Origin of the sequence: Tautonia sp. JC769, assembly GCF_040717455.1 — a bacterium.
Classification (GTDB): Bacteria; Planctomycetota; Planctomycetia; order Isosphaerales; family Isosphaeraceae; genus Tautonia.
Genome location: NZ_JBFEFH010000016.1, coordinates 39,637 through 61,553 on the forward strand (window position 1 = coordinate 39,637; position 21,917 = coordinate 61,553).

Consider the following 21,917-nt stretch of genomic DNA (forward strand, 5'->3'; position numbering starts at 1 on the left):
GAACGGGGAGGCGCCCGGAGCGAGGCCGGGCGGGAAGCCGGGTCAGGGCATCAGCCGCGGGCGCGGAGGCGGCGGATGTTCCGGACGCGGACGTGGACGTTGCGGGGGACGCGGGCGAGGCGGAGCCGGGTGTAGCGGCCGACGATCAGGCGGTTGCCGCGCCAGATGACCCGGGGGTTGATCAGGGCGTCGAACCAGATCGGCATCAGGAACAGGTCCTTGATCGGGCTCAGGGCCAGGGTCTTGAGGCTCGGGGTGTGGCCGCGGAGCAGCTTCGATTGCGCCGCGTCGCGGAGGATGCCGAGGCTGATCAGGGCCAGCAGGCCGCCCCAGGCGATGCCGGAGACGTCGGAGAAGGCCCAGGCGAGGGCGATGGTCGAGAGATTCGCCAGGGGCTCGATCACGAACAGGGGGCCGGCCATCTGGCGGCGGATCTTGAACCAGCGGGAGTGGCGGTTCAGGAACCAGCGGAGGCTCCGGGAGCGGTTGACGTTCTCGATGACGTGGTGGCTCAGGCGGATCGTGTAGCCGGCGCGTCGGACGCGCATGCCGATGGCCTGGTCCTCGGCCAGCAGGTTGCGGACCGCGGCGAAGCCGCCGATCGCCTCCAGGACCCGGACGGGCAGGAGCATCGACTTGCCGACGACGCAGGTCAGGCCCATGGCGTTGCCCCAGGCGACGTTGCCGGCGACGAAGCCGTTGAGCTGGAGGTTCTCCAATGCGGCGCCGAAGGAGCGTTCGCCGACCCCGGTGAACAGGTTCGTGACCAGGCCGACGCCCGGCTCGGCCAGGTAGCAGGCGGTCTCGCGGAGGTAGTCGGGGCGGACGCGGACGTTCGAATCGGAGATGAGGATGACGTCGTGGCGGCGGACGCGGTCCATCATGGCCAGGCTCTCGACCTTCGGGTTGAGGCCGAAGACGGAGCAGCCGATGATCAGCTCGGCGTCGTGGCGGGGGAACTCGGCCAGGAGGCGGCGGACGACGTCGATGGCCGGGTCCTGGGGATCGGCCACGCAGAAGAGGAGCTGATAGGTCGGGTAATCGAGCCGGAAGAAGCTGCGGAGATTGTCTTCGAGCCCCTCGTCGAGCCCCTTCAGCGGCTTGTAGATGGAGACCGGCGGGGTGTGGTCGGGCAGGTGCCGACGACGGCTCCGGCGGGTCATCAGGACGAGGAAGAGCCACGAGGCCAGGGTGGTGAACACCGCCACGCTGGCCGCCGCGATCAGTAACAGGCTACCACCGCTCATCATCGGACGATCCTTGGCGGTTTGCGCCAACGGTGGGGAGGGACTCCAAGGGCAAGTCGCATCGAATCGGGTCGGGACGGAACGAAGAGCAATTCGCCTGGGGGACGTCGGGATTTCGGAATCCGGGCGCGGCGACCATCGCCGCAGGCCCGTGCGTCCTTCCTGGTTCGGCCGGAGGGCCGGCCGAACGGGCGGCCGCTCAATCCTCGGGCTTGAACCGGAGCTCCATCGGCGCCTGGCAGCAGGGGCAAGGCTGATCGAATCGGACGCTGATGGTGCAGATGTCGCAGTAATATTCGGGCGTGCGCAGGTCGCCCGAGTCGTCGGCGATCTTCGCCGAGAGGACCTGGAGGTACGGGAGCCCCTCGATCCGGCGGGCGACCAGCTCGGCCGACCGGTCGCGGAGCCGGTCGTCCTCGAAGAAGGCCCGGCTGCCGACGTTGTAGAGCAAGGGCAGGAGGGAGCCGTCCTCGCCCCGCAAGACGACCTGATCGGCGATCGGCCCCTGGGGAGTGGTCACGCCGAGCGGCTCGATGGCGTCGGTCAGGCGGAGGACCGTCCCGGTCAGGGTCACGGTGCGTGCCTCCGTCGCCTCGTCGGCGGCGACGGGAGGGGCGACGGTCATCAGGGCCAGAACCATCCGGGCAATCATGGGCGTTTGTGGCGTCGAGGTGGGTGCGGGTCCATTCTCTGGTCGGTCATGTCATCATATCGGCTGCGGCGTCGGCGACAACCAGAATCCGGGGCCACCGGGGCCGGTGCGCCCGGGGTGCGCGGTTCGGTGCGCCGGATCAGACGGGGCGACTCCTTCGGTTTCTGCTTACCCCATTCAAGGTTACGTCATCAAGGCCCCGTTCGTTTGGGGAAATCGCGGCGAGGGGTCGATCCGGCGCCATGAAGCCGGTCGGGACGAGTGCGGGAGCCGAGACGGTCGATGGTCCGCTCCGGCGCCCGGTGCGCCGGTCGGGCGCGGCTTGGTGCGCCAATTCGAGCAGGAGGAAATCGAGGGTTTGTCCTTGCGGAATCAGGGGTTGCGTCAGGAGGCGTCGATTCGTTTCGGGAAATCGCGGGGGGGGCGGACAACGGCGAAGGCTCCCCGATGACCGCCCGGGAGCCGAGGCCGAACATCGGGACGCAGGTCGAGCCGGTGCGCAGGCCGGGCGGGGCCTGGTGCGCCCCGGTGCGCCGGAGAAAATGAGGTGTTTGTGGTTGCGGAGCCAGGAGTTGCGTCATCGAGACTCGGTTCGTTTCGGGATTGTCTCTGAATCGATGCCAGGGTCGAGGAGCGTCGGTTGCCGTTCCGGGGATCGGGGCGCACGCCGGGCGGGGGGAGGCGTTCGTTGCCGGCGGCGGAGCCTGGGAGCCCGCTCCACGAGGGACGACGCCCCAGTGATAAGATCGGGAGAAATCCGAGGTCCAGTCACACAAAATCAAGGCCGGGAGCGGCCGGAGTCGCGGAGGTGGTCGAGCAAGGCGGTCAGGTCGGCGACGATGTCGGGGTGGTCGGCGAAGCGGTTGTGGTGCTCGGAGGGGTCGGAGGCGAGGTGGTAGAGCTGGCCGGTGGGGCCGTTGGGCTCGGGGTCGAGGCGGCGGGGGGTGGAGAAGCCGGCGCTGCCGAGGGTGGGGATGAGCTTCCAGGGGCCGCGGCGGACGGAGAGGACGCCGGAGGAGGACTGGGTGACGAGGGTGTCGCGGAGGGGGCCGTCGGGGGTTTGGCCGCGCCAGACGGGGAGGAGGTTGAGGCTGTCTTCGGCGGCGTCGTCGGGGAGGTCGCGGCCGACGAGGGCGGCGAGGGTGGCGAGGAGGTCGGTGAAGCTGAGCAGGGCGTCGGTGGTGCGGCCCTCGGGGGCCTGGCCGGGCCATCGGACGAGGAAGGGGACGCGGTGGCCGCCTTCCCAGGCGTCGCCCTTCATGCCGCGGAAGGGGCCGGCGGCGCGGTGGCCGGTGCGGTCGATGTCGGCCGGGTTCCAGACCGGGCCGTTGTCGCTGGCGAGGATGACCAGGGTGTCGTCGCGGCGGCCGAGGCGGTCGATCGCGTCGAGGACCCGGCCGACCTCGTGGTCGGCGTGGGCGACGAAGGCGCCGTAGAGACCGGCCTCGCCGAGTTCGAGGAAGCGGGCGTCGGGGAGCCAGGGGGTGTGGGGGGCGGTCAGGGCGAGGTAGAGGAAGCTCGGGTCGTCGGGCTGGTCGGCGGCGAGGCGGTCGAGGGCGGCGACCGCCTCGTCGGTGAAGCGGGGGAGGACCTCCTCCATGACGAAGCCGGGGGCGATGGGGCCGGCCCGCCAGAAGGCCCCCTGGATGCGGGACCAGGGGGCGGGGCTGAAGTGGTCGTCGATGGCGAGGGTCGGGGCCGCGACGGGGAAGGCGCCGTCGATGTAGAAATAGGGCGGGATGTCGAGCGAGGCGTGCATGCCGAAGAAGGTGTCGAAGCCGCGATCGACGGGGCCGCCGGCCAGGGGGCGGTCGTAGGAGAAGTCGATGCCGCCGTCGAACCCCTGGTGCCACTTGCCGACCATGGCGGTGGCGTAGCCGGCGTCGCGGAGCAGGGAGGGGAGGGTCGGGCGGCCGGGCTCGATGATCGCCCGATCCTGCCAGTCGAGGTCGGCGCGCCAGGGGTCTCGGCCGGTGAGCAGTCCGTATCGGGAGGGGACGCAGACGGAGCCGGGGGCGTGGGCGTCGGTGAAGCGGAGGCCCTCGGCGGCGAGGCGGTCGATGCGGGGGGTGACGGTCTTCGCCCCGGGGTTGTAGCAGCCGAGGTCGCCGAACCCGAGGTCGTCGAGCAGGATCAGGACGACGTGCGGCCGGGAGGGATCGGGCGAGGTCGGGGCGGCCGGGATGGGTGCGGCGAACAGCAGGCAACCGATCACGGTGACGACGACTCGTCTCATGGGGGGCGCTCCGAGTCCGCGAGAGCGGGGCGAAGGTCACTCTCGCGATCCAACGCGGTCAAGAATGCGGGTTTGAGCGAACTCGATGACCGGCCATGATACGGCGCTGACCGCCGTCGCGTCACCCGATCGGCCGAGGGACGCGCAACGAGAAACGCCCAGGCCCCGGAGATCGCATCTCCAGGACTGGGCGCATCGAGACGATGGAGCGGAGTGTTGCCGGAATGACCGGGTGGGCCACTCAGTACTGGCCGCTCGCCTTGGCCGGGGCCTGCGGGGCGGGAGCCGGGGCCGGGGCGACCTTGGCCGGGGCCTGAGGGGCCGGGGCAGGAGCCGGAGCGGCCTTCGCCGGGGCCTGAGGGGCCGGGGCAGGAGCGGCCTTGGCCGGGGCCTGCGGGGCCGGGGCAGGCGCCGGGGCGACCTTCGAAGGAGCTTGCGGGGCCGGGGCCGGGGCAGCCTTCGCAGGAGCCTGCGGGGCGGGGGCCGGGGCCGGGGCGACCTTCGACGGGGCCTGCGGGGCCGGAGCGGCCTTGGCAGGAGCCTGCGGCGCGGGGGCCGGGGCAGGAGCGGCCTTGGCCGGGGCCTGCGGTGCCGGGGCCGGGGCCGGGGCGACCTTCGAAGGAGCTTGCGGGGCCGGGGCCGGGGCAGCCTTCGCAGGAGCCTGCGGGGCGGGGGCCGGGGCCGGGGCGACCTTCGACGGGGCCTGCGGGGCCGGAGCGGCCTTGGCAGGAGCCTGCGGCGCGGGGGCGGGGGCGGGGGCGACCTTGGAGGGAGCCACCGGAGCCTGAGCGGCCGGGGCCGCCTTGCCGGGGGCCTGCGGGGTTGGCATCTGCTTCGACTGGGCGTGGGCCGACGAAGCAACAAGGGCGGCCGCGGCCGCGGCACCCAGGATGGTTCGGAAGGACATTTGCTGCGCGCTCCTCGTGTTGATCAGAAACCTGACTCGACTACCTTCGACCCGGAGCCAAACCGCCGCGACCCGGAGCCGAGGTCTGCTCCAGTATATAACTTCTAGAGTTTGGGTGATCCAGTGATTTTGCTAAAGTTCCGGAAAATCGGTCGAATTGTCCGGTCTCGCAAGATCGATTCGCCCCGGAAGTCTGGCCGAATCAGGCTCCGAATCGCGGTTGCGGGATTCTCGGGGGTTTTTCGAGCGAGGCCGGCCGGACGGTCTGGCTGGCCTGGGGGATCTGGACTCGTGCAGATCGCGTGCCCGGCGGCCTTACCCTTGGGGTGATCTGCGGTGTTTCGGGCAAGATGGGATGTCCCCGGCTCCCTCGGGAGGACCTCCCGGTTGCGCCAATGACCGACGCGCATCGAATCCATCCGAGGACGAGTCCCGCTTCGCGTATGCTCCAATGACGAGATCGCCCGCGAGACGCACCGTTGCACCGCTTCCACCCTCGATGGTCGCGTCCCGGGTGGCCCCGATTGCTCGCCAATCGGGGCGGCGCAGCCGCACGAGGCCGCGGGGGGCCGCGCTGAGGTCTCCCGTCGCTCCGCGACCCCGGTTGGCGAGCCACCGGGCCTCCCGGGAAACGACGCATCGCCTCGGTTGAGGGTGGAAGCAGCAATGGGCCGCCGCGGGCAAGGCGTCGGGTTGCCTGGAATCGCCCGGCGGGGCCATCGAGGCCGCTCGACGCGGGCCGATCGCCGCGTCACCGATGGGCCGATCGAGAGGTTCTGGCGATCCGATGGGCGGGCGCTCTCGGGTCCGACCGTTCTGGCCCGGCGCTCGCTCAGGGGTTGCCGCCCAGGGAACCGCCGCCGAGCGACCCGCCGCCGAGCGAGCCACCGCCGAGCGACCCGCCGCCGAGCGACCCGCCGCCGCCCAGCGAACTCCCGCCGCCGGTCGAGCCGCCGAAGGGGGTGCTGCCGATGGTCCCCATCGGGGTGCCGGAGAATGGGGAGGAGATCGGGCCGCCGCCGCCGCCGAGGGTGTTCATCGGCGTGCCGGAGAAGGCCGAGGCGGCCGAGCCGGAACCGAGGCCGAGGGCGTTCATGGGCGTGCCGGAGAAGGACGAGGGGGTGCCGTAGGTCGGGGTGCTGCCCAGGCCGAGGTTCGACCGGGAGTTATAGGAGGGGAACGCCTGGTTGAGCAGCGGGATCCCGCTCTGGGGGTCGGCGCGGCCGGGCTGGAGGCTGAAGCTCGGGTTGTTGACGATGCCGTCGGCGGCGCTCGATCCGATCCGGGGGGTCGCCCCCTGTCCGGCCCGGAGCATCCGATTCTGGAGGCTGTAGGAGACGGTCTGGTCGTAGACGATCGTCGCGCCGGTCGAGGGGTCGTAGGCGACCGATTCGAGGCCGCCCCGGGGATTGGTGTAGGTGTAGAGTCGGACGCCGGAGGCGACGGCCGACGGGGGGACCGTGACCAGGGCCCCGGCGGTGGGGACCCGGGCCGAGATCAGGCCGGGGACCTCGGCGGCGTCGGCCATCGCCCCGGCGGGGGCGGGGACGGGCATCCCGGTGTTCAGGAGCCCGGTGTTCAGTTCCATCGGGTTGCCGTCTCGCGTCGCGAAGGGGGCGACGCGGGCCTGCTGCGGGGGAGGCTCGGCGGCCCTCGACTGCGGCGGGGCGAAACTCTGCGCCGAGGCCGACCCGACCATCAGCAGGCAGAACGGCAGGATGAGGAGCCGTCGCATGGATCTATCCTCCCTCCGGTGGGTCCGCGAGGCTCGATCGACGCTCACACTCACACCGGGACGAACGAGAGGCGAGGGGACGTGAGCCGGGGGTCGAGCGATTTGTTGAGATCGGGGCGCCCCGATCTCAATGAACCATTGTACGTCAGACCGGGCGATCACGTCGATTGGGTTGCGCCGATTCGGGCCCGGCGATGGCCGCTGACCCTCGGGGGCGCGGGCGGCGGATCTCGCCGGCCGACCGGGCGGCGAGCGTCGAAGTCGCGACGAATGTTCATTGGACAGCAGGACGGGCGAGACCGAGGCGGGGCGTCCTCGAACCGGGGGCGGGCCCATCGCCCCGCGTTTCGCCCCCGGATCGAACGGGGGCGAAACGCGCCGGGGCGATTCGAATAAAGCCTTGTTTGCATCGGGGGTTCTTGCGAGGATCGAGGCCCGGCACTGCGGATGTTCGGGTCGTGATTGACACACGGACCTTCGTCCCCCCGGGCGATTGCCGGCCGGGGCCGGCCGGGCCCGGTGATTCCCGGCCGGGGGAGGACGAGCAAGACGGAAACGCGGGGACGCGTGGTCCTGTGAGTTTGCGCCGAGATCGAGACTGAGACCCCATGAGCCAATCGAATTCATCGCGCTCGCCTGATTCGCCCCCGCCTCCGCGATCGGCCCCGAAGCGTTGGGAGACGCTCGGGAGCGACCTGCTGGCGTCGGTGGTGGTCTTCCTGGTGGCCTTGCCGCTGTGCATGGGGATCGCGATCGCGTCGGGGGCGCCGGTGGCGTCGGGCCTGATCACGGGGATCGTGGGGGGCCTGGTCGTCGGCACGCTGGCCGGGTCGCCCTTGCAGGTGAGCGGGCCGGCGGCCGGGCTGACGGTGATCGTCTACGACGCGATCCGGCAGCACGGCCTGGAGATGCTCGGCCTCCTGGTGCTGATCGCCGGGGCGGTGCAGTTGGTGGCGGGGATGTTGCGGTTCGGCCAGTGGTTCCGGGCGGTGTCGCCGGCGGTCATCAAGGGGATGCTGGCCGGGATCGGCATCCTGATCTTCGCCAGCCAGTTCCACGTGATGGTGGATGACGCGCCCAAGGGGAGCGGGATCGAGAACCTGCTGACCATCCCCCAGGCCATCGAAAAGGGGATGGTCTGGCCCGACCTGGGCATGGAGGAGGAACGGGCGTTCCGGACGCAGGAGCTGCGGGAGATCGGCGAGCTGCACCGCAGGCAGGCCCGGCTCCAGCAGCAGACCACCGAGCGGCTGCCCAATCACCTGACGATGGAGGAGTGGAAGGCCGAGCCGCCGGAGCTGCACGAGGCCGAGATCGCCGCCCTGCGGGAGCTGGCCGACGAGCAGCAGGCGATCGTGGCGGACCTGCAATCCCTCGAGCCGGTCCTCCATCAGCTCGAAGCACTGGACGGCGACCCGGCGCGGATGGACCACGTGCAGGAGGCGGTCGCCGAGGCGATCGGCGATGCGACCGCCGCGGCCGGCGACCTGGCCGAGGGGAGGGAATACGACGCGATCGAGAGCCAGCAGGCCGCCTTGGAATCGCTCGAGGAGCTGCTCGCGGACCTGAAGAGCCATAACATCGCCGGCGCGGTCGGCCTGCTGACGATCCTGATCATCGTGCTCTGGGACGGCCTGGCGCCGAGGCGATGGAAGGTGGTCCCGGCGACGCTGCTGGCGATCGTCGTCGTGACCACGCTGACGACGGTCCTCAAGCTGCCGGTGCTGTACGTGGAGGTGCCGACGAACCTGCTGGAGGGGGTGTCGCTGCCGCGCTGGGAGGTCCTGGCCGATGCGCCGTGGGCGGCCTTGCTGTCCAGCGCCCTGGTGATCGCCGCGATCGCCAGCGCCGAGACGTTGCTCTGCGCCACGGCGGTCGACCAGATGCACCAGGGGCCTCGGACCCGATACGACCGGGAGCTGACGGCGCAGGGGGTGGGCAACATGATCTGCGGCCTGCTCGGGGCGTTGCCGATGACGGGGGTGATCGTGCGCAGCTCGGCCAACATCCAGGCCGGGGGGAAGACGAGGCTGTCGGCGATCTTGCACGGGTTGTGGCTGCTGGTGTTCGTGGTCGGCCTGGCGGGCTTGCTGCGGCTGATCCCGACGGCGAGCCTGGCGGCGATGCTCGTCTACATCGGCTACCGGCTGGTCGACCTGGCGGCGATCCGGAGCCTGCGGCAGTACGGCCTCAGCGAGGTGCTGATCTACGCGGCGACGGTCCTGACGATCGTCGTCGAGGATCTGCTGACGGGGGTGGTCGTCGGGATCGCCCTCTCGGGGATCAAGCTCCTGTACACGTTCTCGCACCTGAACACGAAGCTTGACGTCACCGAAGGGGGCAAGAAGGCCGTGATCGCGCTCGAAGGGGCGGCCACGTTCATCCGGCTGCCGAGGCTTGCCGCCGAGCTGGAGCGCGTGCCCCGCGACGCGGAGCTGCACGTCGACCTGACGCACCTGACCTACATCGACCACGCCTGCCTCGACCTGCTGGCCTCGTGGGCCAGCCAGCACCAGAGCGGCGGCGGAAAACTGGTGATCGACTGGGAATCGCTCCACGCGAAGTTCCGCCGCGATGCGCTGGCCGGCCCGACGGCCCCGAAGGCCACCCTGCCGGACGACCTCGTCAATCGATCCGGCAAGGCCGGGCATTGATCGATCCCGAGGGGCAATGCATTGTGACCGGCGGGCCGGGGTCGAGTTCGAGCGAAACGCCCCCGGCCCTCGCTCGCGGCCCGATGGCAGCGTTCGTCAGTCCGTCGCGGGGTCGAGTCAGCCGGGAGGGGGGGCGTCGATCGGGCCGGGCTGGGCGACCTGATAGACCAGGGTCGGCACCTTGCGGCGGGTGATGGCGGCGGCGACCTCGGTGCGGATGTGGGCCGAGGCGGCGCCGAGGTGCTCCATCACCTGGATCGGATTGATCTCGACGTTCGAGGCGAACGGGCCGACCGTCACGAGCAATCGCGATTCGTCGGGGGCCGGCTCGACGGCCAGGACGCAGAGGTTGCGGAGCACCTCGTCGTCGAGATCGCCGAGAATCACCTGCTCGACGGTGCGCTGGACCTGCGAGCAGAGCTGCATCGCCTTGCGGCTGGGGCGAGGCGCCGATCGGCCGGAGCCGGGGGCGAAGACGTCTCTCGGGTCGACCAGGCCATCCGACGGACGCCGGCCGCCTCGACGGCTTCCCGGTGAGGATTTCTTGCGCGGGGGCATGGGAACTTCCCTCTCGCGGAGCGGGGCGGAGCAGAGCGGAGGAGCATGGCACTTCCCGGCCAATTGCCGGGGACCACGACGCGCCGGGGTTCGACGATCAAGGGGCAGGGCAAGGGACGGTTGGTTGGTCGGCTCTCCAGGGGGGTCGCCCCCGGCGAACCGAGCAATTGCACAGTGCGGGCCTTGGAGATGGCCGGGCCGCGGTCGATGATCAGAAACGATCGGACGCGATCGGGTTCGGGGATCGCCCTTGCCCCTGCTTGGAAATCATCTTAGCTCGCGACGGTGGGCGATCAACCCGGGAGGTGATGGTCGGCGTCAGGAGATGGGGGGCAGCAGGGCGCGGATGGTTTCGAGGCGGTCGGCGTCTGCGGGGCGTTTGTCGGTCCGCCAGCGGAGGATGCGGGGGAACCGGACGGCGATGCCGGACTTGTGCCGCGTCGAGCGCTGGATCCCCTCGAAGGCCAGCTCGAAGACGAGCTCGGGGGTCACGGTGCGGACCGGGCCGAACGACTCGACCATGTGGCGTCGGATCCAGGCGTCGACGCGGCGGATCTCCTCGTCGGTCAGCCCCGAATAGGCCTGGGCGAAGGGGACGAGCCGCTCGGATTCGTCCCAGACGCTGAAGGTGTAATCGGTGTAGAGGCTGGCCCGCTTGCCGGAGCCGCGGCGGGCGGAGGTGAGCACGGCGTCGACGGTCATCGGCGCGATCTTCCACTTCCACCAGTCGCCCCGGACCCGGCCGACCTGGTAAATCGAGTCGAGGCGCTTGAGCATGAGGCCCTCGGCCAGGCGGTCGCGGCTGGCGGCGCGGGCCTCGGCCAGGGAGCCCCAGGAGTCGCCTTGCACCGTCGGCGAGAGGATCAGGCGGTTCGGGACGTTGGCCGCGGCGACGCGGTCGGCCAGCCGGGCGCGGCGTTCGCGGAGCGGGAGCGACCGGATGTCCTCGCCGCCGTCTTCGAGCAGGTCGAAGGCGAACAGGGCGACCGGCACGTCGTTCAGGAGCGTCTTGCCGACCGTCTTGCGCCCGATCCGCCGCTGGAGCTGGGCGAACGGCTGCACGGCCCCGTCGCGATAGACGAGGATCTCGCCGTCGATCACCGAGCCGTCGGGGAGCATCGGCCCGAGGCCAGCCAGCTCGGGGTAGCGGTCGGTGACGAGTTCCTCGCCCCGGGTCCAGAGGAACGTCTCGCCCGATCGCCGGATGAGCTGGCAGCGGATGCCGTCCCACTTCCACTCGCCTTGCCAGTCGGCCGGGTCGCCGAGGCCGGCCGGCCCCCCCTGCCCTGCCTCGTCGATCGGGTGGGCGAGGCAAAAGGGATAAGGGCGGCTGAGGTCGGAGTCGGAGGAGTCGGGGTCGAGGAGGGATCGGAAGAAGTCGGCCGAGGGGGTCCAGTCGCCCATCAGGCGGTGGGCGACGGTCCCCGGTTCGAGCTTGCCGAGCTTCGCCAGGGCTCGCGTGACCAGTTGGGTCGAAACGCCGACGCGGAAGGCCCCGCTGATGAGCTTGTTCCAGACGAACCGCTGGGGATGGTCCATCGCCCGCCAGGCGTCGAGGAGGATGCGCCGCTGGGTGGCCTCGTCGTGATTTCGGAGCGGGAGCAGGACGGACTCGATCCAGTCGGCCAGGGGCCGGTCGCTGGAGCATTCCGGGGGCGGGAGCAAGAGGGCGATCGTCTCGGCGGCGTCGCCGACGGCGTCGTAACACTCGCCGAGGAGCCAGTCGGGGATGCCCGCCTCGGCCGCGGCCCATTCGCGCATTTTCTTCGACGGCACGGCCTGGCGGGGCTTGCGGCCGATGAGGAACGAGACGGCCCAGGCGGCGTCGCTCGGGTCGGCCTGGGCGAAATAGGAGACCAGGGCCTCGACCTTGGCGGTGGTCTTTGTCGTCTCGTCGAGCGACGTGTAGAGGTCGGCGAAGGCTTTCATGGAGGGTTCCGACCGCGAGATTCAAGGAGGCGACCCGGGCTCGGCCGATGGATTGTAGGACCGGGGCCAGGCGCTTCTGTGAGACGCCCGACGCGAACACGATAATTTTGTACACTCAACCTAATTGCACTGGTCGGCCGATCGTATTATCGTAGAGTACGGATTGAGGGAGGGACTGAGCGGGCCGGGCGTGCCCGATCGTCTGAGCACGAGGCGGATATGGCCCGAAAACGGCAATCGAATCGAGGGGCCCAGGGCGACGGAGCCGGGCGCGACGAGGTGATCGAGGTGGTTCCCCTGGCCGAGGCGACCAGGGAACGGTACCTGAATTACGCCCTGAGCGTGATCACGTCGCGGGCCCTGCCCGACGTCCGCGACGGCCTGAAGCCGGTCCAGCGGCGCATCCTGTACGCCATGTGGGCCGACCTGCGGGTGTCGAGCGACAGCCGGTACGTGAAGAGTGCCGCGGTCGTGGGCGAGGTGATGAAGAGCTATCACCCGCACGGCGACCAGTCGATCTACGACGCCCAGGTGCGGATGGCCCAGCCGTTCAGCCTGCGGTATCCGCTGGTCGAGGGGTACGGCAACTTCGGCTCGATCGACGGCGACCCGCCGGCCGCGATGCGGTACACCGAATGCCGCCTGATGCCGATCGCCACCGAGCTGCTCAGCGAGCTGCGCGACGGGACGGTCGATTTCCGGCCGAATTACGCCTCGACGGCCGACGAGCCGATTGTGTTGCCCGCGCAGATCCCGAACCTTCTGGTCAACGGGGCGTCGGGCATCGCGGTCGGCATGGCGACGAACATCCCGCCGCACAATTTGAAGGAAGTGTGCAACGCCCTGATCGCGTTGCTCGACAAGGACCGGGACGTGCCGGTCGAGAAGCTGCTCAGGCACATCCAGGGGCCCGACTTCCCGACCGGCGGCGTGATTTTGAACAGCGGCGACGAGATCCGGCAGATTTACGCCACCGGCCAGGGGACGATCAAGCTGCGGGGGACGTACGAGGCCGACCCGGAGAACCCGAACCGGATCGTCATCACGTCGATCCCGTACGGGGTCGAGAAGGACCCGCTGGTGCTCAGGATCGGCGACCTGATCGGCCGGGGGCAGGTGCCGCAACTGACGAACGTGAAGGACCTGAGCACGGATGACATCCGGATCGTGCTGGACCTGAAGCCCGGCGCGAACGCCGACGCGGCCCTCGCGTACCTGTTCAAGAACACGCCGCTGCAGAACAACTTCAACGTCAACCTGACCTGCCTGCAACCGGCGGCCGAGGCCGAGGTGGCCGTGCCGGCCCGGCTCGATTTGAAGTCGATTTTGGTCCACTTCCTCGACTTCCGGATGCAGGTGGTGACGCGGCGGCTCCAGCACGAGCTGGACGCGGTCTTGCGGCGGATTCACATCCTGGAAGGCTTCGCGATCGTCTTCAACAACCTGGACGAGGCGATCGCCATCATCCGGGCCAGCGACGGCAAGGCCGACGCCGCGCCGAAGCTGATTTCGCGGTTCGACCTGTCGGAGCTGCAGGCCGACGCGGTTTTGGAGACGAAGCTCTATCGCCTGGGCAAGCTGGAGATCCAGGATATCCTCGACGAGCTGGCGGATCGGCGCGCCCGGGCGGCCGAGCTGCAAAGCTTGCTGGCCGACGAGTCGGCCCGATGGGGCCTGATCCGGGAGGAATTGAAGGCGATCGTCCGGAAATACGGCGATGCGAGGCGGACCGCGATCGAGGGGCCGGTCGAGACGGTCGAGTTCCGCGAGGAAGATTACATCGTCGACGAGGACGCCTGGGTCATCGTCACCCGGGACGGCTGGGTGAAGCGGCAGAAGTCGTTCACCGACGTGGCGAGCATCCGGGTGCGGGACGAGGACCGGGTGGGCTGGGTCTTCCGCTGCCGGGCGCGGCAGACGCTCACGCTGTTCACGACCCGGGGGGTGGCGTACACGCTCCGCGTCAACGACATCGCCCTGACCACCGGCCATGGCGAGCCGATCCAGCGGCAGTTTGCGTTCGAGGACCGCGAGGCGATTGTGGGGGTCGTCTGCCACGACCCGCGCTGCGTGCCGACGCCCAGGGCCCCGTCGTCGAAGAACGGCAAGGCCCGGCAGGGGTATCTCGACGCCGACTTGCAGCCCGGCAGCAGCAGCAACGGCGACGGCCACGGCCCAAGCAACGGTGACGGCAAGACTTCGCCGCCGCCGTACGGCGTGGCGGTGACGGCCGGGGGCAAGACGTTGCGGTTCTCGCTCAGCTACGTGGCCCCGGTGTCGACCAAGAAGGGGCGCGGGATTGTGAGGATCGACGCGAGCTATCCCGACGACGCGGTGATCGGGGTCGAGGCGTCGGACGGGTCGGAGAATGTCTGCCTGGTGACGCGATCGGCCCGCATCCTGGTCTTCCCGGTCGATGAGGCGAACGTGGTGTCGGGGGTGGCCAAGGGCGTGAGCGCGATCCGGCTCGATGCGAAGGACCGCGTGCTCGGCTTCACCCTGGCCGGGGCGAAGGGGGACGGCCTGGAGGTCCGCACCAGCCGAGGGGCGGTGCAATCGCTGCGGGCGTCGAAGTATCCCGTCACGAGCCGGGGCGGCAAGGGGTACGCGATCATGCAACGCGGGTCGATCGCCGAGGTCGTCTTGCCCGAGGCGACCCCCGTACCGCCGATGGATCAGGTGGATCAGGAGCGCTCGTAAGGCATTGGGAGACCTCGACCGATGAGCGAGGAATCGAAGCCGGGAGAGCCGCCGACGCCCTCGGCGAAGCAAGCGCGGGCCGCCCGACGGCATCACCGCAGCCGAATGATCGCTCGGGCGAAACGCTCCATCAAGCTTTCCTTCATGAGCACCCGGGAGCGGGAACGCTTCGCCCGGAAGGCCCACGATCACCTGGCCTCCTGTTCGTGCTGGATGTGCGGCAACCCGCGTCGCTGGTTCGGCGAACCGACCCGCCAGGAACGCCGGGCCGAGTTGTTCCAGCCGCTCGACCCCGACACCGACCGCTGACCCGACCCGACCCGACCCGACCCGACCCGAGAAGGATCGAAGCCGATGGCCGTTGGAACCTATAACGCCGAATCGATCACCGTCCTGGAGGGGCTCGAGGCCGTCCGGAGACGGCCGGGCATGTACATCGGCGGGGTGGACAAGGCGGGCCTGCACCACCTGCTCTGGGAGATCGTCGACAACGCGATCGACGAGGTGATGAACGGCCACGCCACCCGGATCGTCGTCACCCTGTCGAAGAACGGGAAGACCTGCTCGGTGTCGGACAACGGGCGAGGCATCCCGATTGATGTGCATGCGAAGACCGGAAAAAGTGCCCTGGAAGTAATCTTCACCACCCTGCACGCCGGCGGCAAGTTCGACAACGACGCCTACAAGGTGGCCGGCGGTCTGCACGGGGTGGGGGCGAGCGTCGTCAACGCGTTGAGCGAGCGGCTGGACGTGCAGGTCAAGCGTGACGGCTTCGTCTGGACTCAGCGCTACACGCGGGGCAAGTCGCAGGGGAACGTCGAGAAGGGGGATCCGGCGCGGGGGTCGGGCACGACGGTCAGCTTCACGCCCGACCCGGAAATCTTCGTCGACGCGGTCTACGACCCGAACCTGATCGCCGAGCGCCTGGAAGTCAAGACCTACTTGAACAAAGGGCTGTCGATCCAGTTCGTGGACGAGCGGGCCGGCACCTCGGTGGAGTACCGCCACGACGGCGGCGTGAGCGACTTCCTCGACGCGGTGAATCAGAGTCGAGAGGATGTCCGCGTGTCCGCCTCCCCTTTCGTGCTGGAGCGGGAGGAGGACGACCTTCGGCTGGAGGTGGCCCTGGCCTGGACCGAGGCGACGGACGAGGACATTCGCTCATTCGTGAACACGATTCCCACGCGGGACGGCGGCACGCACGAGTCGGGTTTGCGGGAAGCGGTGCGGGCGGCCGTGCAGAAGTTCATCAAGGATCACGAACTGGCGAAGAAAGGGCCGGAGATCAAGGCCGAGGACATCCGCGAGGGGCTGACGGCGGTGCTCTCGGTCTGCGTCCGCGAGCCGCAGTTCCAGGGGCAGACCAAGGGGCGATTGAACAACCCCGAGGTCCGGGCACTCGTCGATTCGATGGTCCGCCCCCGGCTCGAAGACTTCCTGATCAAGAATAAGAGCATTGCCGATACGATTGTGCATCGTGTGATCCAGTCGGCCAGGGCCCGAGAGGCCAGCCGGGCGGCCGCGAGCCAGGTCCGGCGCAAGACGGCGATCAGCAACCGCCTGAACCTGCCCGGCAAGCTGCACGACTGCGACAGCACCGACCCCGAGCGCTCCGAGCTGTTCATCGTCGAGGGGGATTCGGCCGGCGGATCGGCCAAGCAGGGGCGCGACCGGCACATCCAGGCGATTCTCCCGCTGCGCGGCAAGGTCCTGAACGCCGAGCAGGCGACGAAGGGAAAGCTCCTGGAAAATAAGGAACTGACCGATCTGGTGAGCGCCCTGGGCTGCGGGATCGACGAGCACTTCGACCCGGCCCGACTGCGCTACGGCAAGGTCATCCTCCTGACCGATGCCGACAGCGACGGCCACCACATCGCCACCCTGTTGCTCACGTTCTTCTATCGGCACTTGCCGGGCTTGATGGATGCCGGGCGGGTGTATCTCGCCTGCCCCCCGCTCTACAAGGTGACGTACGGCAAGGAAAACTACTGGGCCGCCGACGACCGCGAGCGCGACGCGATCCTGAACAAGCTCCCCAAGAACGCCAAGCCCACGATCACGCGGTTCAAGGGGCTAGGCGAGATGCCCGCCAAGCTCCTGTTCGAGACCACCCTCGACCCGGCCCGCCGTCGATTGCTCCGCGTGTCCGTTCCCGAAGACGACCGCTCGTACACCGACCACACCGTCTCCGACCTGATGGGCAAGGAACCGGAGGCCCGGTTCAAGTTCATCATGGAAGAAGCCTACTCGGCGCGGGATATTGATATCTAGCGAACCGACCTCACGCGGCTCTCGGCGACGATGACGATACGTTCTTGCATCATCTCAAGGCTCCTGATGCTCGTGCTGCTCACCGGCATCGCCGTCGCGTTGCTGCGTCCCGGTGCCGGGGGCTGGCTCGATCCGATCTTCACGCTCCTTCTCGGGCTCTACGCGGCGGCCATCCTCGGGGCGTTCGTGCTTCGCAAAAGTGCTCGCCGGTTCATGACGGCAGCCGCGATTTCCGGTTGGGGCTACCTGGCCCTGGGCCTCGGTGCAGGACTCGAAGGCCCCCACACCTCGCTCACACCGGACCTCCCGACGAGCCGATGGTTGACGAAACTTCACGATGCAACGTATGACAACGCCTTCCTGGCTTCGCAAGCGCTTCTCTTCGAATACTGCTCCTGCGCTGCGTGTGAGACAGAGTTCCGCACGAAACACCGCGAGCAATATCTCCGAGTCGGCCATGGAGTGATCGGGGTCGTCCTCGCCTCGGCAGCCGGACTCATCACCCTCACGAGCTCGATTCATCCTCGATCCGATGAGAACCGACCTCTGTCCGGATCAGTAGGACCGCCATGAGATCAATTCCCGCTTCGCCGAGAAGGTACCGAGCATGTCAACTCTTTCGATCACTCTTCCCGATGAGATGAGGTTATTCATCGAAGCCCAGGCAGCCGAGCAGGGTTGTGCCTCGGCCGGTGAGTACCTCTTGGCCCTCGTCCAGGAGGCCCAACTCCGCCAGGCGTAGGCCGGGATCGATGCGAAGCTCATCGAGGCGATTGAAAGCGGCCCGGCAACCCCAATGACTCGCGAAGATTGGGATGAACTCGAGCGAGAAGTCTGGGAACGGGATCGACAAGAACGAACTGGATCATGAAGGTCCGCAAGTTCCCTCCGTGTCGTCGGGATCTGGCCGAAATTGCGGAATTCATCCGCCGCCAGAGTGGGCCGTTCAGGCCGTCCAATTCCTCCGATGCGCGGAGGAAACCATCCAACGGCTGGCATCCATGCCTGGCCTCGGCGCACGTTATGAACCCGGACGACCGATCCCGGCCGAGATCCGGTTCCTGCCAGTCTCCCGGCACCGATGCTTACTGGTCTTTAATCGGATCGTTCCGGGCGGAGTCGAAATCCTCCGAATCATTCACGGGCCGAGAGATCTCGATCGTTTGACCGCCACCGAATTCGGCGTCGAAGACGACTCGGACGATGACGCCCCCGAGCCTGGCCCGGCTTGATCCGTTTCCTTTACGGGCGTTCGATCGATTCTCGACCCCGTACTTCCTCATCATCCCCATCAATGTCCCCTTCACCCACGAATCGCGTGGCGACGACCTGGGCGTCTTTGCCGTGCTCGCGGAGCCAGCGGACGAGGACGGCGGAATAGCCGTGGGTGGCCCAGACGGTTTCGGCCCCGGTGGCGTCGATGGCGCCGACCAGGCCGGGCCAGTCGGCGTGGTCGGAGAGGACGAAGCCGCGGTCGACGGCGCGGCGGCGTCGGGTGCCGCGAATGGCCATCCAGCCGGAAGCGAACGCCGACGACGAGGGGCTGAACTTGCGCGACCAGGGGGTCCCGTGGGCCGAGGGCGGGGCGACGACGATGCCGCGGGCCCAGGCGGAACGGTTGGTGGCGGTCCCGGCGTACTGGGTCGGCGGCAATGGGACGCCCGCCTCGCGGTAGGCGGCGTTCAGTTTCTCGACCGCCCCGTGGCAGAAGATCGGGCCGATGGAGGGGTCGAGGCCGGAGAGCAGGCGCTGGGCCTTGCCCAGAGCATAGGCGTAGAGGAGGGAGACTTTCCCCTCATCGGCATTGGCACGCCACCAGGTGTTGATGGAATGAAAAATCTCGGCCTGTTCGGGCCAGCGGTAGATGGGCAGGGCGAAGGTCGACTCGGTGATGAAGGCATGGCAGCGCACGGGCTCGAAGGTCGAGCAGGTGGCATCGGGGCCGACCTTGTAGTCTCCGGAGACGACCCAGACGTGCCCCTTGTGCTCGACCCGGACCTGGCTCGACCCGAGGATGTGCCCCGCCGGGTGGAGGGAGACGCGGACGCCGTTGACCTCGGTCACGTCACCGTAGGCCGTCGCGTCGATGACCGGCTCCTCGCCGACCCGGACGCGGAGCACCCCGGCCCCTTCGCGGGCTGTGAGGTAGCGCCGCGATCCCCAGCGGGCATGATCGGCATGCGCATGGGTGATCACGGCCCGATCGACCGGGACCCAGGGGTCGATGTAGAAGTCGCCGGCCGGGCAATACAGGCCGGCCGGGCTCAGTTGCAGGACGGCATCGGCGGTCTTCATTCCGTTGAGTGTAGCCGGTTCGGTGCGACCGGGGAGGGTCGGGAGGGGGGCGATTCCCGAGGTGACCGGGGGCGAGGCGGCGGGCCCGGTCTCTTGAGCGCGGTTTCCGATCGGTCGAGGGGTCCGGATCGGGGGCGGAGCCCCCTCCGGCAAGGATGCCTGAGGGAGGGGGCTCCGTCGATCGACGCCTCTCGCGATCGGTAACCGTAATCGGGAACCATCGTCATGCCGATTCGGCGGGTCAATCGCCGGTACGCGTGAAGGTGGCGTTGGAGTCGGTGACGGAGGTGATCTCCTGGCCCTGGACGCTGATGACCGCTCGGAGGCCCTGCTTGACCTCGGACGAGGCGAGGCGGCCCGCGGACGTGTCGAAGGTGTAGGTGCCGGTGCCGGACTGCTCCTCAACCTTCATCTCGAAGGGAGAATCGGGGGCGACCTTGAAGTCGTCGATGTTCATGGAGAGGGCGATCCGGGCGGCCGAATCCGATTCGGCCTCCTCCAGGGTGTAGGTGTTGGTCAGGGCGAGGACGCCCTGGGGGGTGGGCAGCTCCACATTTCGGGTCCAGGACGCGCCGGCCTCGACCTCCTCCTCGGGCAAGATCAAGGTCGACTGGCCGATCAATCCCTTCATCCCCTCGGCCGAGGCGAGGTTCTGCAGGGCCTGGGCGCCGGGGCCGGCATTGCGGAGGCGCTCGATCATCTCGTCGGGCACCTCCACGTCGCTGACCTCGCCCCGGGTATTCATGACCAGCACGACCCGAGAGCCGACCAGGGCGTCGATGACCGGCTTGAGCATCGCCGCCGGGCCTTCGCCGGCCGCGTCGTCCTGCGAATCGTAGGCGAAGCTGGCGAACTGGGAATCGAGCGACACCCGGACCCGCTCGATCGTCTGCGCCACCCGGGCGGAGCCGTCGTCGTTGACCGAATCGACCTCCCAGGCCATGTCCACCGTCTGATTGATCGTCGTCTTCACTTCCTGATTCTGGACCATGGCCGTGGTGACGGTCGTCTGGTTCAGCTCGTACTGGTGCGTGTCCCCCTGGGCGAACTTCCAGCGGAGGGTCTCCGCGGCCCCCGACGGGGCGGACAGCAGCAGGCAAGCCGTCGGCACCCACACGAGGAGGAATCGCGATCGCAGCGGCATCGGGTCGTCTCCCTTGTCCCGCCCCACGGGGGTCGATCCCCAAACGCGAGGCGGCCTGTACTCCCCGGCCGCCGGACTGCTCGCAGACCGGACGCTCCGACCGGGCCAAGGCACCAGTTTGACCAGCTTCCCCCTCCCTCGACAAGCTCCAGACGCGATTCCACGGAAATTGGATATTGAAGTCCCATTTCTGATCGATTATGCTCGACCGGGAGTACTGCATGGAAACCGCGTGGGATAGGGCAGCGATGGGGGGCAATCGGATGGGCATGGACAGTGTGATGTCGTGGAGATTGCCTGCAATGGTGGGGGGCGTGATGGTCGTCCTGGCGATGGGGGCGGCCGAGGCGCAGGACATGGGGTTCGAGCGGCCGCCGATCGACTATCTGACGGCCGAGGTGGACGACCCGATCGCCCGATTGCAAGCGAGACTGGCGGAGGGGGAGACGCAACTCGATCACGACCCGAGGCGAGGGTACTTGCCGGCGGTGCTGGAGGCCCTGGGGGTCTCGCCGACCTCGCAGACCCTGGTGTTCAGCAAGACGAGCTTCCAGCAGAGCCGGATCTCGCCGAGGACTCCGCGGGCGATTTACTTCTCCGATGACGTGTACATCGGCTGGATTCCGGGGAGCGACATCCTGGAGATCACGGCGGTCGACCCCGAGCAGGGGGCGGTCTTTTATCAGCTCGACCAGGTGCGGACCCGCCGGCCGGAGTTCGAGCGGCGGACGCACGACTGCCTCAGTTGCCACGCGACGCCGAGGACTCAGGGGGTGCCGGGGCATCTGGTGCGGTCGGTCTATCCCAGCCCCGATGGCCAGCCGGTTTACAATGCCGGGACGTTCCTGACCGACCACACCAGCCCCATTGCCGAGCGCTGGGGCGGGTGGTTCGTGACCGGCATGCTCGGCGATCAGGAGCACATGGGCAATGCCTTCGTCCGCGATCGGGACCGCCCGGAGGAGCTGGATCGCCGAGACGCATCGAATGTGACGGATCTCTCCGATCGATTCAACACCTCGCCGTATCTGCTCGAAACGAGTGATGTGGTTGCGTTGATGGTTCTGGAGCATCAGACACAGGCCCAGAATTTCATCACCGCGCTGAGCTATCAGGCGCGCATGGCCGCGCATTATGACCAGACGATGAACGAGGCGCTCGGCCGATCGAGCGACCACCGATCGCCCAGCTCGGTCCGCCGCGTCGAGTCGGCGGCCGAGGACCTGGTGCGCTCTCTCCTGTTCGTGGATGAGGCCCCGCTGTCGGAACCGATCGCCGGCACCTCCGGCTTCGCCGAGCACTTCGCCGGCCTTGGCCCGAAGGACGATCAGGGCCGATCGCTGCGTGACTTCGACCTGCAGACCCGCCTGTTTCGCTATCCGCTGAGCTACCTGATTTATTCCGAGGCGTTCGACGCCCTGCCGCCGATCGCCAAACGGTCCGTCTACGACCGGCTCGACGCGATCCTCTCGGGCCGGGGGCGCGATGCTGATTTCGAGCACCTGACCCCCGATCTGCGCCGAGACATCCTGGCGATCCTCCGCGCGACCAAGCCGGACTTTCCCGGCGGCGATCCGCCGGGTTGACGA

The 21,917-nt window shown here is 68.7% G+C and carries 15 protein-coding genes; 6 read left to right on the forward strand and 9 right to left on the reverse strand.

The window, feature by feature from the left end:
- Positions 1-50: 50 nt before the first annotated feature.
- The 5 genes from AB1L88_RS16175 to AB1L88_RS16195 form a co-directional block, all read right to left on the reverse strand.
- Entirely contained in the window at positions 51-1,250 is a 1,200-nt protein-coding gene (locus AB1L88_RS16175) for a glycosyltransferase (RefSeq protein ID WP_367097713.1), read from the reverse strand.
- Between the two features lie 196 nt (positions 1,251-1,446).
- The gene (locus AB1L88_RS16180) at positions 1,447-1,887 is read right to left on the reverse strand and encodes a hypothetical protein (RefSeq protein ID WP_367097714.1); all 441 of its coding nucleotides are present in this window, start codon (positions 1,885-1,887) and stop codon (positions 1,447-1,449) included.
- Positions 1,888-2,677: 790 nt separating this feature from the next.
- Positions 2,678-4,135: an arylsulfatase gene (locus tag AB1L88_RS16185; protein ID WP_367097715.1), complete on the reverse strand. Its 1,458-nt coding sequence runs from the start codon at positions 4,133-4,135 to the stop codon at positions 2,678-2,680.
- Positions 4,136-4,376: 241 nt separating this feature from the next.
- The gene (locus AB1L88_RS16190) at positions 4,377-5,042 is read right to left on the reverse strand and encodes a hypothetical protein (protein ID WP_367097716.1); all 666 of its coding nucleotides are present in this window, start codon (positions 5,040-5,042) and stop codon (positions 4,377-4,379) included.
- An 832-nt stretch (positions 5,043-5,874) separates the two neighbouring features.
- The gene (locus AB1L88_RS16195; RefSeq protein ID WP_367097717.1) at positions 5,875-6,777 is read right to left on the reverse strand and encodes a hypothetical protein; all 903 of its coding nucleotides are present in this window, start codon (positions 6,775-6,777) and stop codon (positions 5,875-5,877) included.
- Between the two features lie 608 nt (positions 6,778-7,385).
- Between AB1L88_RS16195 and AB1L88_RS16200 the strand changes: the two genes are divergently transcribed.
- On the forward strand, positions 7,386-9,431 hold the full coding sequence (locus AB1L88_RS16200; RefSeq protein WP_367097718.1) for a SulP family inorganic anion transporter: 2,046 nt from the start codon (positions 7,386-7,388) through the stop codon (positions 9,429-9,431).
- Positions 9,432-9,548: 117 nt separating this feature from the next.
- Here AB1L88_RS16200 and AB1L88_RS16205 read toward each other — a convergent pair whose 3' ends face one another.
- Positions 9,549-9,989 carry a ribosome-binding factor A gene (locus tag AB1L88_RS16205; protein ID WP_367097719.1) on the reverse strand — a complete coding sequence of 147 codons (441 nt, stop codon included), beginning with the start codon at positions 9,987-9,989 and terminating at the stop codon, positions 9,549-9,551.
- A gap of 318 nt (positions 9,990-10,307) precedes the next feature.
- The gene (locus AB1L88_RS16210; RefSeq protein ID WP_367097720.1) at positions 10,308-11,918 is read right to left on the reverse strand and encodes an ATP-dependent DNA ligase; all 1,611 of its coding nucleotides are present in this window, start codon (positions 11,916-11,918) and stop codon (positions 10,308-10,310) included.
- 279 nt (positions 11,919-12,197) lie between these two features.
- Here AB1L88_RS16210 and AB1L88_RS16215 point away from each other — a divergent pair, with 279 nt between their 5' ends.
- The 4 genes from AB1L88_RS16215 (at position 12,198) to AB1L88_RS16230 (ending at position 17,462) form a co-directional block, all read left to right on the forward strand.
- Positions 12,198-14,618, forward strand: a complete 2,421-nt coding sequence (locus AB1L88_RS16215; protein WP_367097721.1) for a DNA topoisomerase IV subunit A — start codon at positions 12,198-12,200, stop codon at positions 14,616-14,618.
- 21 nt (positions 14,619-14,639) lie between these two features.
- Entirely contained in the window at positions 14,640-14,927 is a 288-nt protein-coding gene (locus tag AB1L88_RS16220) for a hypothetical protein (protein ID WP_367097722.1), read from the forward strand.
- Positions 14,928-14,972: 45 nt separating this feature from the next.
- The gene (locus tag AB1L88_RS16225; RefSeq protein WP_367097723.1) at positions 14,973-16,889 is read left to right on the forward strand and encodes a DNA gyrase subunit B; all 1,917 of its coding nucleotides are present in this window, start codon (positions 14,973-14,975) and stop codon (positions 16,887-16,889) included.
- A 66-nt stretch (positions 16,890-16,955) separates the two neighbouring features.
- Positions 16,956-17,462 carry a hypothetical protein gene (locus AB1L88_RS16230; protein WP_367097724.1) on the forward strand — a complete coding sequence of 169 codons (507 nt, stop codon included), beginning with the start codon at positions 16,956-16,958 and terminating at the stop codon, positions 17,460-17,462.
- Between the two features lie 669 nt (positions 17,463-18,131).
- Here AB1L88_RS16230 and AB1L88_RS16235 read toward each other — a convergent pair.
- Positions 18,132-19,184, reverse strand: a complete 1,053-nt coding sequence (locus AB1L88_RS16235) for a ligase-associated DNA damage response exonuclease (RefSeq protein ID WP_367097725.1) — start codon at positions 19,182-19,184, stop codon at positions 18,132-18,134.
- Between the two features lie 241 nt (positions 19,185-19,425).
- Positions 19,426-20,328 carry a DUF6263 family protein gene (locus AB1L88_RS16240; RefSeq protein WP_367097726.1) on the reverse strand — a complete coding sequence of 301 codons (903 nt, stop codon included), beginning with the start codon at positions 20,326-20,328 and terminating at the stop codon, positions 19,426-19,428.
- Between the two features lie 281 nt (positions 20,329-20,609).
- Between AB1L88_RS16240 and AB1L88_RS16245 the strand changes: the two genes are divergently transcribed.
- Positions 20,610-21,914, forward strand: a complete 1,305-nt coding sequence (locus tag AB1L88_RS16245) for a hypothetical protein (RefSeq protein ID WP_367097727.1) — start codon at positions 20,610-20,612, stop codon at positions 21,912-21,914.
- Positions 21,915-21,917 lie beyond the last annotated feature (3 nt).

What these genes read in the sequence shown, in the direction of transcription:
- AB1L88_RS16190 (WP_367097716.1), bottom strand. Translation starts at nt 5,042, where the DNA reads ATGTCCTTCCGAACCATCCTGGGTGCCGCGGCCGCGGCCGCCCTTGTT.
- AB1L88_RS16230 (WP_367097724.1), top strand. Translation starts at nt 16,956, where the DNA reads ATGCTCGTGCTGCTCACCGGCATCGCCGTCGCGTTGCTGCGTCCCGGT.
- AB1L88_RS16195 (WP_367097717.1), bottom strand. Translation starts at nt 6,777, where the DNA reads ATGCGACGGCTCCTCATCCTGCCGTTCTGCCTGCTGATGGTCGGGTCG.
- AB1L88_RS16220 (WP_367097722.1), top strand. Translation starts at nt 14,640, where the DNA reads ATGAGCGAGGAATCGAAGCCGGGAGAGCCGCCGACGCCCTCGGCGAAG.
- AB1L88_RS16180 (WP_367097714.1), bottom strand. Translation starts at nt 1,887, where the DNA reads ATGGTTCTGGCCCTGATGACCGTCGCCCCTCCCGTCGCCGCCGACGAG.
- AB1L88_RS16185 (WP_367097715.1), bottom strand. Translation starts at nt 4,135, where the DNA reads ATGAGACGAGTCGTCGTCACCGTGATCGGTTGCCTGCTGTTCGCCGCA.
- AB1L88_RS16240 (WP_367097726.1), bottom strand. Translation starts at nt 20,328, where the DNA reads ATGCCGCTGCGATCGCGATTCCTCCTCGTGTGGGTGCCGACGGCTTGC.
- AB1L88_RS16235 (WP_367097725.1), bottom strand. Translation starts at nt 19,184, where the DNA reads ATGAAGACCGCCGATGCCGTCCTGCAACTGAGCCCGGCCGGCCTGTAT.
- AB1L88_RS16225 (WP_367097723.1), top strand. Translation starts at nt 14,973, where the DNA reads ATGGCCGTTGGAACCTATAACGCCGAATCGATCACCGTCCTGGAGGGG.
- AB1L88_RS16175 (WP_367097713.1), bottom strand. Translation starts at nt 1,250, where the DNA reads ATGATGAGCGGTGGTAGCCTGTTACTGATCGCGGCGGCCAGCGTGGCG.
- AB1L88_RS16210 (WP_367097720.1), bottom strand. Translation starts at nt 11,918, where the DNA reads ATGAAAGCCTTCGCCGACCTCTACACGTCGCTCGACGAGACGACAAAG.
- AB1L88_RS16200 (WP_367097718.1), top strand. Translation starts at nt 7,386, where the DNA reads ATGAGCCAATCGAATTCATCGCGCTCGCCTGATTCGCCCCCGCCTCCG.
- AB1L88_RS16245 (WP_367097727.1), top strand. Translation starts at nt 20,610, where the DNA reads ATGTCGTGGAGATTGCCTGCAATGGTGGGGGGCGTGATGGTCGTCCTG.
- AB1L88_RS16205 (WP_367097719.1), bottom strand. Translation starts at nt 9,989, where the DNA reads ATGCCCCCGCGCAAGAAATCCTCACCGGGAAGCCGTCGAGGCGGCCGG.